Source organism: Streptomyces sp. NPDC006997 (assembly GCF_040635175.1).
Taxonomy (GTDB): Bacteria; Actinomycetota; Actinomycetes; order Streptomycetales; family Streptomycetaceae; genus Streptomyces.
In genome coordinates this window covers 12,716-25,239 of sequence record NZ_JBEYHH010000020.1, presented here as the reverse complement: position 1 = coordinate 25,239, position 12,524 = coordinate 12,716, and the positions used below count along the sequence as shown (strand labels likewise).

Annotated in this window: 11 protein-coding genes and 3 pseudogenes; 5 read left to right on the top strand and 9 right to left on the bottom strand. The window is 73.8% G+C overall.

Translation table 11 applies throughout. The features are described from left to right. Window positions 1-47: 47 nt before the first annotated feature. The gene (locus ABZ659_RS20910; protein WP_360221967.1) at window positions 48-626 is read right to left on the bottom strand and encodes a hypothetical protein; all 579 of its coding nucleotides are present in this window, start codon (window positions 624-626) and stop codon (window positions 48-50) included. 364 nt (window positions 627-990) lie between these two features. Between ABZ659_RS20910 and ABZ659_RS20905 the strand changes: the two genes are divergently transcribed. Both ABZ659_RS20905 and ABZ659_RS20900 read left to right on the top strand, forming a co-directional pair. After that, window positions 991-1,281 carry a DUF1876 domain-containing protein gene (locus tag ABZ659_RS20905; protein ID WP_360221964.1) on the top strand — a complete coding sequence of 97 codons (291 nt, stop codon included), beginning with the start codon at window positions 991-993 and terminating at the stop codon, window positions 1,279-1,281. A gap of 45 nt (window positions 1,282-1,326) precedes the next feature. Then, window positions 1,327-1,836: a flavodoxin domain-containing protein gene (locus tag ABZ659_RS20900; RefSeq protein ID WP_360221961.1), complete on the top strand. Its 510-nt coding sequence runs from the start codon at window positions 1,327-1,329 to the stop codon at window positions 1,834-1,836. A gap of 29 nt (window positions 1,837-1,865) precedes the next feature. Here the strand turns inward: ABZ659_RS20900 and ABZ659_RS20895 are convergent, their stop codons facing one another. The 5 genes and pseudogenes from ABZ659_RS20895 to acsA form a co-directional block, all read right to left on the bottom strand. Further along, complete coding sequence (locus ABZ659_RS20895; protein ID WP_360222356.1) at window positions 1,866-2,138, bottom strand: phosphopantetheine-binding protein; 273 nt, start codon at window positions 2,136-2,138, stop codon at window positions 1,866-1,868. 5 nt (window positions 2,139-2,143) lie between these two features. Next, on the bottom strand, window positions 2,144-3,424 hold the full coding sequence (locus tag ABZ659_RS20890) for a 2-oxo acid dehydrogenase subunit E2 (RefSeq protein ID WP_360221959.1): 1,281 nt from the start codon (window positions 3,422-3,424) through the stop codon (window positions 2,144-2,146). Between the two features lie 97 nt (window positions 3,425-3,521). Then, a pseudogene (locus ABZ659_RS20885) lies at window positions 3,522-3,608 on the bottom strand (biotin/lipoyl-containing protein); the annotation flags it as partial. 28 nt (window positions 3,609-3,636) lie between these two features. Continuing rightward, the gene (locus tag ABZ659_RS20880; RefSeq protein WP_360222353.1) at window positions 3,637-3,852 is read right to left on the bottom strand and encodes a transketolase C-terminal domain-containing protein; all 216 of its coding nucleotides are present in this window, start codon (window positions 3,850-3,852) and stop codon (window positions 3,637-3,639) included. Between the two features lie 52 nt (window positions 3,853-3,904). Then, window positions 3,905-5,497 (bottom strand): annotated as a pseudogene (gene acsA / locus ABZ659_RS20875) (acetate--CoA ligase); the annotation flags it as partial. Window positions 5,498-6,169: 672 nt separating this feature from the next. Between acsA and ABZ659_RS20870 the strand changes: the two are divergent. Further along, on the top strand, window positions 6,170-7,033 hold the full coding sequence (locus tag ABZ659_RS20870) for a universal stress protein (protein ID WP_360221956.1): 864 nt from the start codon (window positions 6,170-6,172) through the stop codon (window positions 7,031-7,033). A 320-nt stretch (window positions 7,034-7,353) separates the two neighbouring features. On the opposite strand, the gene ABZ659_RS20865 is transcribed toward ABZ659_RS20870, so the two are convergent. The 3 genes and pseudogenes from ABZ659_RS20865 to ABZ659_RS20855 form a co-directional block, all read right to left on the bottom strand. Further along, window positions 7,354-7,842 (bottom strand): hypothetical protein, encoded by a 489-nt coding sequence (locus tag ABZ659_RS20865; protein ID WP_360221953.1) that lies wholly within the window; start codon window positions 7,840-7,842, stop codon window positions 7,354-7,356. A 25-nt stretch (window positions 7,843-7,867) separates the two neighbouring features. Next, complete coding sequence (locus ABZ659_RS20860) at window positions 7,868-8,332, bottom strand: SHOCT domain-containing protein (RefSeq protein ID WP_360221950.1); 465 nt, start codon at window positions 8,330-8,332, stop codon at window positions 7,868-7,870. A gap of 114 nt (window positions 8,333-8,446) precedes the next feature. Continuing rightward, window positions 8,447-9,792: pseudogene (locus ABZ659_RS20855) on the bottom strand (hypothetical protein). Between the two features lie 681 nt (window positions 9,793-10,473). Between ABZ659_RS20855 and ABZ659_RS20850 the strand changes: the two are divergent. Together ABZ659_RS20850 and ABZ659_RS20845 are read left to right on the top strand one after the other, a co-directional pair. Further along, window positions 10,474-11,115, top strand: coding sequence for an ion channel (locus ABZ659_RS20850; protein WP_360221947.1), 642 nt, complete (start codon window positions 10,474-10,476; stop codon window positions 11,113-11,115). Then, a complete protein-coding gene (locus ABZ659_RS20845; protein WP_360221944.1) occupies window positions 11,112-12,521 on the top strand; it encodes a DUF2252 domain-containing protein in 1,410 nt (469 codons plus the stop codon). The genes ABZ659_RS20850 and ABZ659_RS20845 overlap by 4 nt, the downstream gene beginning before the upstream one ends. Window positions 12,522-12,524: the final 3 nt, after the last annotated feature.

Below are 12,524 nucleotides of genomic sequence, written 5' to 3'. Positions count from 1 at the left end.
GGGCGACATCGCCCCGGTACGCGAACCGGGAGACCCGGTCGGCCCGGTCAGCCGATCATCTTCTTCCGCCACCGGGGCTCGACCTTCTCCCACGCGACCTCCCACTCCCGCCACCGCCTCCGGTCCAGGCGGGTGCGTACGAGCCAGCCACAGCCCACCGCGGTGGCTCCGACGGTCAGCCCCACCGCGACGCCCACCAGGTCGGACTGCAGCCGTGCCTCCGCGGCGGTGGGCGGCTCGGCCACCAGCCTGCCGGAGCGGTCGGTCCAGACGGTGACCGGGGTGCCCGGCCGGCTGCCGGTCCCGACCCGCGCCAGGCCCGTGTGCGTGACCCCGTCGGAGTCCGTCCAGCGGGCCTTCGCCCATGCCTGCTGGCCGCCGTCCGTGGCGGGCACGTTCTCGGTGAGCACGGCGGGCACGGGGTGCACCGCCGCGCGCCGGGCGGCCAGGTTCTGCTCCATCCACGCCCCCGTCGCCTGACCCGCGAACACACCGCCCACGAGGACGGCGATCCAGGTGGCCAGCACCACCCACGCCTCGACCCGGTCGCTGCGGCGCCGGAGGGGGTTGTGCCGCCACCGCCAGAACCGCACCTTCTTCACGCATGTACGACGTGTCTCCGCCATCGGTCGACAACTCCTCGCACCACTCTGCCGACAGCCCGACCTCATACGTAACGTCTCACGCCGGGCGAGGCGGGAGGAGAGGCCGATGAGGCACGCTCACCGGGCCGTCCGGGCCTTTCTCCATGCCGTTCGGACCTTCCCCCTGCCGGACCGGGGTCCCGCCGGACATGGTGGGCCGAACGGCCCATGGCCAAGGGCTCCCCGGCGCGTCACGCTGGTAGCGGAGGGAGGAAGCGGACCGAGAGCGGCCGGAGGACCGCTCCCCCGGCCCCCCGCCCCATAAAGGCAGTAGAGGAGGCGCCGGTCCCGCGCCTCCCACCCGCCCGGCCCCGTGCGGACGCTCACCGGCACCCTTCGAACGGGAATGATCACCATGGAAGCCAAGCAGTGGACCGTCCAGATCCACATCACCGAGGAAGGCGACGACACCCACGCCCGTGCCGTCCTGACCACGCGGGACACGTCAACCGTCACCGGCAGGGGCGTGGCCCGGCGCAACCCGGTCGACCGCCCTGTTCCGGAGATCGGTGACGAACTCGCCGCCAGCCGCGCGCTGGAGGATCTCGCCAGCCGGCTCCACGACGTCGCCGCCGACGACATCGTCCAGTTGACGGGCCCCGTCGACACCCGGCGGCCCGCTCCCGGGGGACGGTGACCGAGGGGCGCCGTCCCCGCACATCGAACAGGCGGAGGTGACGAGATGCGCGTCCTGGTGGGATACGCCACCGCCCACGGCTCCACCCGCGAGATCGCCGAGCGACTGGCCGCCAGGCTCGGCGCGGCCGGGCTGAAGGCCGAGGCGCGGGCCTTGGAGGCGGTCGACGACGCCGACGCGTACGGGGCGTTCGTCCTGGGCAGCGCCGTGCACGGGCAGGCCTGGCTGGACACGGCCAGGGACTTCGTCCGCGACCATGCCGACGTCCTGGCATCCCGACCCGTGTGGATCTTCAGCGTCGGGATGCCCGGGGCCCTGCGCGGGCCCTGGCGGCGCATGGCGGCCGAGGAGATCCCGGTCATCGTCGAGGCCCTGCCGGGGGACCTGTCGTACCGGGACCACCGGCTGTTCTCCGGTGTCGTCTCCCGGACCCAGCTGCCCCGCACCGGGCGCTTCCTGTTCCACCTGGTGGGGGGCCGGTTCGGCGACTACCGCGACTGGGACGCCATCGACGCGTGGGCGGCCGGGATCGCCGCCGAACTGACCCCCACGTGACCGCGGACAGCGCGGGCACCGGGGACGGCTCAGGGTCCCAGCGGCCCCTGCCCGGTCCGGGCGACCAGGAACTGCGTACTGTCGGCCAGGGTGGTGAGTTCCGGGTAGTCGTCCTCTTCGATGCGCACCCCCGTGCGCTCCGAGAGGATCTCCACCAGGCTCAGGAAGTCCAGCGAGTCGAGTTCCAGCACGTCGCGGAACTTGTCACCGGGCCGGACACGGGTGAAGTCGGCGTCCGGGACGATCTGCGCGAGGGACTCCTCGACGACGGCCAGTGCCTCGGTGCTGTTCAGGGGCTTCATCTCGTTCACCACTCCTCCGGGTGCTGCAGCAGTCGGTCCACGGCCGTGAGGTAGCGCGCCCCGACCGCGCCGTCGCTGGCGCGGTGGTCGGCGGACAGGGTGGCGGTCACCACGGGGCGCACGCCGAGGAGGCCACCGGTGGCCCAGGGCCGCTCGACGACCGCGCCGAAGCCGACCAGGGCCACCTGGGGCGGGTGGATGACGCCGAACACCGCCTCCACCCCCTGGTCCCCCAGACTGGTGACGGTGAGGGTCGCCCCGGTCAGCTCGCTGCCGCGCAGCCGTCCCCTGCGGGCCCGCTGGACGAGGTCCTTCAACGCGGTCATCAGTTCCTCGGGCTTCAGGGTGTCCGCGTCGTGGATCACCGGGGTGACCAGTCCGCCGTCGCGGAGTGACACGGCGACACCCAGGTGCGGGCCGCCGCCGGGCGTGAAGGCGCCGTCCCGCCAGAAGCCGTTGAGCTGCGGCACCTCCCGGCCCGCGAGGGCCGCCGCCTTCAGCAGCAGGGCGGCGGGGACGAGGCGGTCCGTGGGCGGGCGACCGCGGTTGCGACGGCGGAGCCAGTCCACGGCCGCCGCGAGATCGATCGTGGTGGACAGGTAGTAGTGCGGGATCTCCTTCTTGGAGCGGCTCATGAGGTCGCCGATGGCACGGCGCATGGCAGCCGCCCGCTGGTCCCCGTGACTCTCGGGGAGCGGCACCGGTGTCGGTGTCGGCTCTGCCGGCCGGTTCCGAGCCGTGGCCAGCGGCTGGGGCGCGGCGCTGTCCCGGGCCCGTACGGCCTCGTGCACGTCCGCCGCGCGGACCGCTCCGTCCGTGCCGGTTCCGGGCAACGCCGACAGGTCGACGCCGAGTTCGCGGGCGAGTCGGCGGGCGTACGGGGTGGCGCGGACCCGTGGCGCGGGGGCGGGCTCGGCGTGCTCGACGTCGGCACGGGTGACCCGCCCGCCGCGTCCGGTGCCACGCACGGCCGTCAGGTCGACGCCCCTCCGCGCGGCGAGATGGCGTACCAGCGGACCGGCCTCGGTCACCGTCGCGGCCGGTGGCTCCGGCCGCGGCACGGCGGGAGCGGCCTGAGCGCGGGCGGACGCCGGGACCGCCTCCGGCACCGGCACCGGCTCCGGCTCCGGCTCCGACCCGGCCGACGTCGCCGGGGCGGCTTCGGACGGCGTCTCCGGGGCCGTGCGAGCGGCCGGCCGCGGTACGGCGCCGGGCTGCGGTGCCGCTGGTACGACGCCGGGTGGCGGTGTCCGCGGTGCCTCGACCGGTACCGCGCTCTCGATCACGGCGAGCGGCGTCCCCACCGGCACCCGCGTTCCCGCGTCGACGAGCAGCCGCCCCCACGGTCCCCGACTCGAAGCACTCGACCTCGATGGCCGCCTTGTCGGTCTCCACGACCGCCACCACGTCGCCCCGGCTCACCCGGTCCCCGGGGCCCACCAGCCACTCCTGCAGGGTCCCCTCGTCCATGTCGGCGCCGAGTGAGGGCATCGTGAACTCAGCCATCGCCGGTCACCGCCCGACGTGCGGCCGCGACGATGTCCGCGACCTGCGGCAGCGCGGCCTCCTCCAGCCTGCGCGCGTACGGGATGGGCACCTCGGCGCTGCACACCCGCTCGACGGGGGCGTCGAGGTCGTAGAAGTCGTGCTCCGTGACGCGTGCGGAGATCTCGGCGGAGAGGCTGCCGGTGCGCCAGCCCTCGTCGATGACCACGGCCCGGTGCGTGCGGGTGACGGAGTCGTCGGGTCGCGGCGGTCGCCTCGAAACCGGGCCGCAGCGTCACGAACGCCTTGATGATGTCGCCAGCGACGGGGTCGGGCCGTCCGATCACCCCGGCCTCGGCCACCGCCGGGTGCTCCATCAGGGCGCTCTCCACCTCGAACGGGCCGACCAGGTGTCCCGCCGACTTGATCACGTCGTCGGCGCGTCCGACGAACCAGTACCAGCCGTCCGCGTCCCGCCGCACCAGGTCACCGGTCAGGTACCAGCCGCCCGCGAACGCCGCCGCGGACCGGTCCGCGTCGTTCAGGTAGCCGCGGAACATGGACGGCCAGCCGGGCCGCAACGCCAGCTCGCCCTCGACGTCGGGCCGGGTCAGCACGGTGACGCGGCCGTCGGTGACCTCGGCGCGCCCGTCCTCGCCGCGCCGCAGCACCGCCGCCTCCACACCGGGCAGCGGGCGGCCCATCGAGCCGGGCCGGATCTCGCAGCCCGCGAAGTTCGCGATCATGATGGCGCCGGTCTCGGTCTGCCACCAGTTGTCGTGCACCGGCAGCCCCAGGACGTCCCGTCCCCACACCACGGCCTCCGGGTTCAGCGGCTCGCCGACGGACGCGACGAAGCGCAGCGCGCTGAGGTCGAAGGAGGCCGGAAGGTCGTGCGAGCCGGTCCGGGGAGTCGTGCGCATCAGCATCCGCAGCGCCGTCGGAGCGGTGTACCAGACGCTGACGCGCTGCTCGGCGAGGATGCGGTACCAGCGGCGGGCGTCGAAGTCGCCCTCGTCCACGACCACCGTCACGCCGTGCGTCAGCGGGGCGACGATCCCGTACGACATGCCGGTGACCCACCCGGGATCGGCCGTGCACCAGAACACGTCGTCCGGATGCAGGTCGAGGGCGTAGGCCGCGGTCGCGTGGTGGGCGACGGCCGCCTCGTGGACGTGGACGGCGCCCTTCGGGGTGCCGGTGGTGCCGCTGGTGAAGTGCAGCAGGGCCATGTCGTCGGGTGAGGTCGGCGGGATGACGAAGGTGTCCGGCGCGTCGGCCGTCAGCGCGTCGTACGAGACCGTGCCGGGCAGCTCGTGCGCGCCCGCGCCGACGATCAGCACGTGCCTCAGCCCGGTCAGTCCGCGGCGCTGCCCGGCGACCTTCCTGCGGTACAGGTCCGCCGTGGTGACGAGCACGCGCGCGCCGCTCAGCCGCAGCCGCTGCGCCACCGGGTCGGGACCGAAGGCGGAGAAGAGCGGGCACAGGACACTGGTGTTCTTCAGCGTGCCCAGAACCACGGTGTACAGCTCGGGACAGCGCCCCAGCAGCGTGACGACCCGGTCGCCGTGGCCGATCCCGAGCGTACGCAACACGTTCGCGAACCGGTCGCTGGAGCGGGCCAGCTCGCCGTACGTCACGGAGGTCACGGAGTCGTCCCGGCCGACGCAACGCAGCGCGACCACCGCCCCACGGCCGGTTTCCACGTGCCGGTCCACGGCTTCGTAGGCCATGTTCAGTCCGCGGCCACCGGGTAGTCCGCGGAGCCTGGCGCGCTCGCCCGACCAGGAGAAGGCCGCGCACGTCTTCTCGTAGTCGTCCAGGTTGGGCGGCACCCGCGGCGGAGTGTCCTTGCGGATCGTCTGCCAGGGCATGACGGCTCCCTTCCTGAGGGTCCTCTTCCACCATCCGTCGGAGCGGCGCCGCACGCACGGGGCCGAACGGCCCCTGGTCCGGCCGGGCAGGTGTGCTCCGCGCCGCGTCCGGCGAACAGGTGGAGCGCGGGGGCGAGGACGGTCGGCCCCGGCGCGCGGGCCGACACGGCACCGGGTTCGGGCCGGTCGCCCCATGGCCCCGCGGCGGGCGACGGAGGAGGCTGCTGTTACACGCGATGGTCCGAGTGCGGGCGGTACACCGCACAGGACGGTTCAGGAGATGAGGATCATGGACCGGACCCAGCTGACCAGGCACCCGCGGCCACCACGGCGCCCGGACCCTCCCGACCTGCGGACCCCTTCGGGGCGGCTCCTCCGGTACTGAGGGGTCCGGCCAGGCCGGCGCGGGCAGGGGCGGCCGTCGGTCGCCGGGCGGTGCGGCTCGTCTCGTACGGAACGGCGCCGGGTGGCTCGTCCGGCGGCGGAGACCACGGTGACCAGCGGCCCTCCGGGACCGCGCGTGCCCATCCGCCGGGTTCCGTTGGGCCGTTCGGCCCCAGCCGGGGGTCCGGGGAGCCCTCGCGCCCGCCGACGTGCCCCCGGCACGGTGGGGAGGCCCCCTTGAGAACCGTCCGGGCCCTTCCGCCCCGCCTGCTCGGAGGTACCTGACCGATGTACCAGCCAGTGACCACCGGAATCGACGGCAGCGCCGCGAGTCTCGCTGCCGCCGCCTGGGCCGCCCGGGAAGCCGAACTCCGCGGCACCCCGCTGTGTCTGGTCGCGGCCTGGCCCGCCGCGGACGGCTCCGCCGACGGCACCGCGGAGGCGGCCGCGCGCCGCCGCTGGGCCACCCGGTCCCTCGAACTGGCCGCCGACCGGCTGCGCCACCGCCACCCCCGGCTGGACATCCGCACCCAGTTGTCGTCCGCCCCACCGCTGCGGGCCCTGCTGGCCGCCGGTGGCGCGGCGGACCTGCTCGTTCTCGGCTCCCGCGGGCTGGGGTGCATGTCCGCCCCGCTCCTGGGCTCCACCGGAGCGCAGGCCGCCGCCCGGGCCGACTTCCCGATCACGCTCGTCCGCCCCGCACCCGACCCCGGCGAACCGCCGGACGGACCGGTTCTGCTCGCCCTGGACGCCGAGCGACACCCCGACGACACCGTCACCGCGTTCGCCTTCGAGGCAGCGGCGCTGCACGGGATCCCGCTGCGTGCCCTGCACGTCTGGACGCCGTCGGGCCCGGCCCGCTCCTATCCGGTCGTGCCGCGGCGGCACGGCCACGCGGCCCGCGCCAGCCACGCCGAGCGGGAGCTGACCGAGTACCTGCTGCCCTGGCGGGAGAAGTTCCCGAACGTACGGGTCGAGGAGCTCTGCTTCCAGGATGTCCCCGCCGGCGCCGTGGCCGCCGCCACCCGGCACGCCGCCCTCGCCGTGCTCGGCCACCGGGTACGGCCCGCCGCCGGCCCCGGACTCGGCGCGGTCGCCCAGGTCGCCGTGCGCGAGGCACCCTGCCCCGTGACGCTGGTCCCCCACTCGTGACAGGTGCGCACGCATCCGATCCCGCACATGACAGAGCCCCCCGGGTCGATCCCCTCCCGTGCACCTCGCGCGACCCGTGACGCGGGAGCGGCCGAGCCTCGCATCGCCATCCGGTATCAGGCGGCAAGCGGGAGAAGGGGGAAGTCGTGGTGTCGCCCAAGGGCAAGGCGACTGCGGGGCGTGAAGCCCGGTACGTCGTCCATCGGGACGAACATCCCGGCGCCCGTGGCGGGCACCGGGAAGCGGCACCGTCCAGGACGAGCCGGCGGGTCTCACCCGTCGGCCCTCCTGTCCCGCCGCACGTCCTGACCGCCGTGTACTCAGACGGGCCCGCGCGGGTACGAGGTCCCGTCCGGCGGGCGACCCTCGGACACGGGGCCTTCCTCGGACAGGTCGAAGAGATCGCCGCGCTGGACGACGGAGAGGGCCCAGATGACGAAGCCCGAGATGGCGATCAACACGACCGACCACACCGGGTAGTACGGCAGGGAGAGGAAGTTGGCGATGATGACGAATCCGGCGACGACGACGCCGAGGACGCGTGCCCAGGTCGCGGTCCTGAGCAGTCCGGAGCTGACGATCACGGCGACCACACCCAGAGCGAGGTGGACCCAGCCCCAGCCGGTCAGGTCGAACTCGAAGACGTAGTTGCGTGTCGTGACGAAGACGTCGTCCTCGGCGATGGCCATGATGCCCCGGAAGATGCCGAGCAGGCCGACGAGGAAGAGCATCACCGCCGCGAAGGCCGTCAGGCCGGTTGCCCATGCCTGCTTGGCCGTGTGGGCCGGCCGGGTGTGTGTCGCTGTCATCTCGGACCTCGTTTCGTGCGGGTGGTCAGCGACCAGGGGTGCGGGAGGCGGCCCCCGGGTGGTCCGCCGGACCGTGGCCGGTCAGGACCAGTTCCTTCGCCCTGCGGAACTCCTCGTCCGTGATGTCGCCGCGGGAGCGGATCTCCGACAGCCTGGCGAGCTCGTCGACGCTGCTGGTCCGGCCGCCGGCCGCGGTCTGCCTGATGTAGGCGTCGAACTCGTCCTGCTGTGCGCGCGCCTGCGCGACCTCCCGGCGACCCATGTTCTTGCCGCGGGTGACCACGTAGACGAAGACGCCCAGGAAGGGCAGCAGGATGGTGAACGCCAGCCAGCCGGCCTTCGCCCCGCCGCTCAGGTCGTCGTCGCGGAAGATGTCGACGACGACGCGGAAGAGCAGGATGAACCACATGATCCACAGGAAGAACAGGAGCATGGTCCAGAAGACGCTCAGCAGGGGGTAGTCGTACGCCAGATACGTCTGCGCGCTCATGTCTCTCCTCCGTCCTCGGCGCCCGCACGGCCGCCGTCGCGTGCTGCCTTCAGCGTGGCCACGGCAAGGGCCGTGCGACCTCACCCGATGCGGGTGAGCGTGCGGCGGCGGGTCTCATGGGGCCGCGCCTTCCGTCTCCCGGTCGGCCGGCCCGGCTGCCGCCGCGAGGATCGCCAGGACGACCAGGACGGCTACGGCGATGCCGAGAACGAGGGACACCGCTCCGGCCGTGGGGTGGTTCCAGAGGACGAGCGCCAGTGCTCCCGCCGCGATGACGCCACCGGTGGTCCATGCCCGGTGGTCCGTCAGCCAGCGTCCGGTGGATCCGGTGCGCAGTCCGGCGCGTCCCAGCCCCCGGCCGGCGGCCGTCGTGCTCCGGTCCGCCGCCGCGCGGAGGGCGCGGGCGGGGCGTCCGGGGCCGTACAGGTAGGCGACCAGAGCGGTGACCACCGCCACGACCAGCACGGTGCGCGTGCTGTCGCGCAGGAAACGGACGAACGTGTCGTAGACGGCGGCGGCCGCGTCGGCGGGCAGCGCGTCAGGCGGGACCGAGTCCAGATAGAACCGTCTGACGACCGCCAGCGCGACGAGCGTCACCACCATCATCAGGCCGACACCCGTCGCGGTGACCATCACCATCACCCGGTGTGCTGGATGGGTCCACACGGCGAGCGCGGCGAGTACGACGGTCAGGACGGGCAGCCAGGTGCCGAGGATGTCCAGCAGCCGCATCGCGTCCTGCGCCTTGCCCAGTTCCTCCGTCTGGAACAGGGCGATCGTCCGGTCGGTGTCCGGGATGGCCGAGGGCTGGTCGAAACCCGCGTCGACGAGCCGCTGCCGTACCTGGTCGACGACCTCTCCCACATCCAGTTCGACGGTGTCGCCCTCGGCGCGCAGGGCACCCGCACGGTCGCCGGTGAGCATGGTCACCACGGCGGCGTGCGAGCGCCGGTTCGCGTCCTCCCACACCTGCTGGAAGGCGTCACTGGTGATCACGCGGGTGACGGCACGGTCCACGACGGTCCTGACCGCGGCGCGCAGCGGAGCCTCGAGGGACTCGGCCCCCGCCACGACGCGGGGCGGAGCCCCGGCGTCCCGGAGAGCCCGGACGAGGGAGTCCGTCACCGCCGCTACGTCGACGTTGTCCACCACCCGGTCCGTGAGCCGGTTGATCACGACCTCCTGCACGGCCGGCTCGGCGCCAGCGGCGCGACGGTCTCCACGTACCGGTCGGTGTCGGAGACCGTGTCCTGGACCCAGGCCGCGACGACGGCCAGCGGCGCGAGCAGCAGGGCCAGCAGGAGGAAGACCGAGGAGCCGGCCTGGCGCAGCCGCCGGTGGCGCACGGCCGCGTGACGGCGCAGGCGCTCGTACTCCGCTCGTTCCTCGGCGGTCATCACGTACTTCTGGCGCGGTGGTCCGCCGGAGTGCGGCGGGTCCGGGGTCGCGGCCGGGTCCATGAGGGCTCCTTTCCGCGCGCGCCGCGCCGGTGACGACGGTCGTTGATCGGGATGACGGTCGGGGAGGCAGCCGAAACGAAGCACGCGTGCGGTGTCAGGCCGTCGCGGCGAGGGCGTCCGGCTCCGGGGGTGCGCCTTCCGGCGCGCGGCCCGCCACGCGAGGGTGACCACCGCCTCGGCCAGGCCGAGCAGGACGGGCGGTCCCCGCGACGACGCGGGATCGCTGTCACCAACCTCCGCGGACAGAACACGTAGGACCGCCAGGACGTGCGGGGTCGCCTCTGGTCACACCAGCACCTGGACGCCCTGGCACCGGCGTCACGGCGGTCGGCACCGGGAGCCGGTTCCCCGCACGGCCGAGCCGCGCCAGGGTGTCCGCGGAGTCTCCCGTCGGACCCGGGGCCGCCCCGCCGGGCTCGGGGTCGTGCCCGGCGGCCGGTGCCGGACCACGCGGCATGGTCATGGCTCCTCCTCGCGTGATCAGCCGTCGCCTCGCAAGCCGACGGGCGGGGTGAGAGGGCGGTGCGCGAGCACCTGGCCGCTCCAGGATCACGCCCGCCGCCAGGGGACCGGGTCACCCACCGCGGGTGAGCCGTCGGCCCCGCCGTGGCGGTGGGCTGGAAGTCCCCCGGTGTCCGGCCCACCCGCCTACAGGGGCCGGACCGAGCGAGAAGGCACGAGATGAGCGATCCGGACGACGCCCGGACGGACCGGGCCCCGCCAGGGCCGGACGCGGACCGGCCGCGTCGGCGGCACCGCCCCCGCTGGTGGGCGGCGTTCGTCGCCGTCGCCCGTGCCGTGTTCATCACGGTCGGCCTCCTCACCGCCTACTACGTGCTGCCCCTGGACGAGCGCGATACGGGCGGCGCGTCGGTGCTGCTCGTGTGCGGCCTGTTGGCGGTGCTGCTGGTGTTCGGGTGGGAGATGCGGGTCATCGCGCGCTCACCGCACCCGCGACTGCGAGCCGTCGAGGCCCTGGCCGCCACGCTGGTGTTGTTCCTGGTCCTCTTCGCCAGCGCCTACTTCCTGCTGGACGACTCCACCCCGGGCTCCTTCAGCGAGCCGCTGACCAGGACGGACGCCTTGTACTTCACCCTGACCACCTTCAGCACGGTCGGCTACGGGGACATCACCGCCCGCTCCCAGACCGGACGCGTGCTGACGATGCTGCAGATGGCGGGAGGGCTGCTGCTCGTCGGCGTCGCCGCCCGGGCGCTGGCGAGCGCGGTCCAGGCGGGGCTGCGTCGGCAGCGCCGCGCGCCGTCGGCGACTGCGCGTTCCGGTGCCGACGCCGGGACGCCGGACGAGGAGTCGGAACCATGACCGTGCCGAGCGCTTTCACCGCGTCCCTGCCTCCGGACCAGCGAGCGGCGTACGGCAGGCACGCACGCCGACGGGCACCGCGTTCGTCGCACGGCTGGTACGAGACCGCGCGGCAGCGACCCGACCCGGTCGACGTGGTGGAGCGACAGTCGGCCGACCGGGTGGCGGAGTTGGTGCCGATCCGCTACGGCCGCATGATGGAGTCACCGTTCCGCTTCTACCGCGGCGCTGCCGCGATCATGGCGGCCGACCTGGCCCCCCTGCCCGGCACCGGGCTCCAGGTGCAGCTCTGCGGGGACGCCCATCCCTTGAACTTCCGGCTGCTCGCCTCGCCGGAACGCCGCCTGGTCTTCGACATCAACGACTTCGACGAGACCCTGCCCGGACCGTTCGAGTGGGACGTCAAACGGCTGGCGGCCGGTTTCGTGACGGCGGCCCGGGCGAACGGCTTCTCGGTCAAGGAGCAGAACGGCACCGTGCGCGCCTGTGTGAAGGCGTACCGGCAGCGGATGCACGAGTTCGCCGGCATGGGCACCCTGGACATCTGGTACGCCCAGGACGACGCCGACCGGATGCGGGAGCTGATCGCCTCGGCGAGGGAGGACAAGGCGGCACGCCGTACCGCCAAGGCCGCCGATCGGGCCCGCACCCGGACCCATCTGCGGGCCTTCGCCAAGCTCACCCGGGTCACGGCCCACGGCCGGCGCATCACTCCCGACCCACCCCTGGTCACTCCGGTCGACCAGCTGATGGACATCCCTGCCGAGGAGGGCCGCGAGAGGGAACTCCGGACCCTGCTGGACGGGTACGCGCGGACCCTGCCGTCCGAGCGCCGCCACCTGCTGCGCCACTACCGTCTGGTGGACATGGCCCGGAAGGTGGTGGGCGTCGGCAGCGTCGGTACGCGCTGCTGGATCCTGCTCCTGCTCGGCAGGGACGACGACGATCCGCTGCTGCTTCAGGCCAAGGAAGCGCAGGAGTCGGTGCTGTCCGCCCACACGGGTGGCGACCGCTACGACAACCAGGGGCGCCGGGTGGTGGCCGGACAGCGCCTGATGCAGACGACCAGCGACATCTTCCTCGGCTGGACACGCGTCGTGGGCCTCGACGGGCGAGGCCGGGACTTCTACGTGCGCCAACTGTGGGACTGGAAGGGCATCGCGCAGCCGGAGACCATGGGGCCGGGCCTGCTCGCCCTCTTCGCCCGGCTGTGCGGGGCGTCCCTGGCGCGGGCCCACGCCCGCTCCGGCGACCCCATCGCCCTCGCCGCCTACCTGGGCCTCGGCGACCACTTCGACCGCGCGCTCACGGAGTTCGCCCAGTCGTACGCCGACCAGAACGAACGGGACTTCGCGGCGCTGGCGGACGCCTCCCACTCCGGCCGTGTCAGGGCGGAGCGGCGCTGAGCC

Bases quoted from the DNA above. Each gene is read 5' to 3' on its own strand.
- ABZ659_RS20865 (WP_360221953.1), bottom strand. From the start codon at position 7,842: ATGACAGCGACACACACCCGGCCGGCCCACACGGCCAAGCAGGCATGG.
- ABZ659_RS20870 (WP_360221956.1), top strand. From the start codon at position 6,170: ATGTACCAGCCAGTGACCACCGGAATCGACGGCAGCGCCGCGAGTCTC.
- ABZ659_RS20910 (WP_360221967.1), bottom strand. From the start codon at position 626: ATGGCGGAGACACGTCGTACATGCGTGAAGAAGGTGCGGTTCTGGCGG.
- ABZ659_RS20895 (WP_360222356.1), bottom strand. From the start codon at position 2,138: ATGAAGCCCCTGAACAGCACCGAGGCACTGGCCGTCGTCGAGGAGTCC.
- ABZ659_RS20905 (WP_360221964.1), top strand. From the start codon at position 991: ATGATCACCATGGAAGCCAAGCAGTGGACCGTCCAGATCCACATCACC.
- ABZ659_RS20845 (WP_360221944.1), top strand. From the start codon at position 11,112: ATGACCGTGCCGAGCGCTTTCACCGCGTCCCTGCCTCCGGACCAGCGA.
- ABZ659_RS20850 (WP_360221947.1), top strand. From the start codon at position 10,474: ATGAGCGATCCGGACGACGCCCGGACGGACCGGGCCCCGCCAGGGCCG.
- ABZ659_RS20860 (WP_360221950.1), bottom strand. From the start codon at position 8,332: ATGAGCGCGCAGACGTATCTGGCGTACGACTACCCCCTGCTGAGCGTC.
- ABZ659_RS20900 (WP_360221961.1), top strand. From the start codon at position 1,327: ATGCGCGTCCTGGTGGGATACGCCACCGCCCACGGCTCCACCCGCGAG.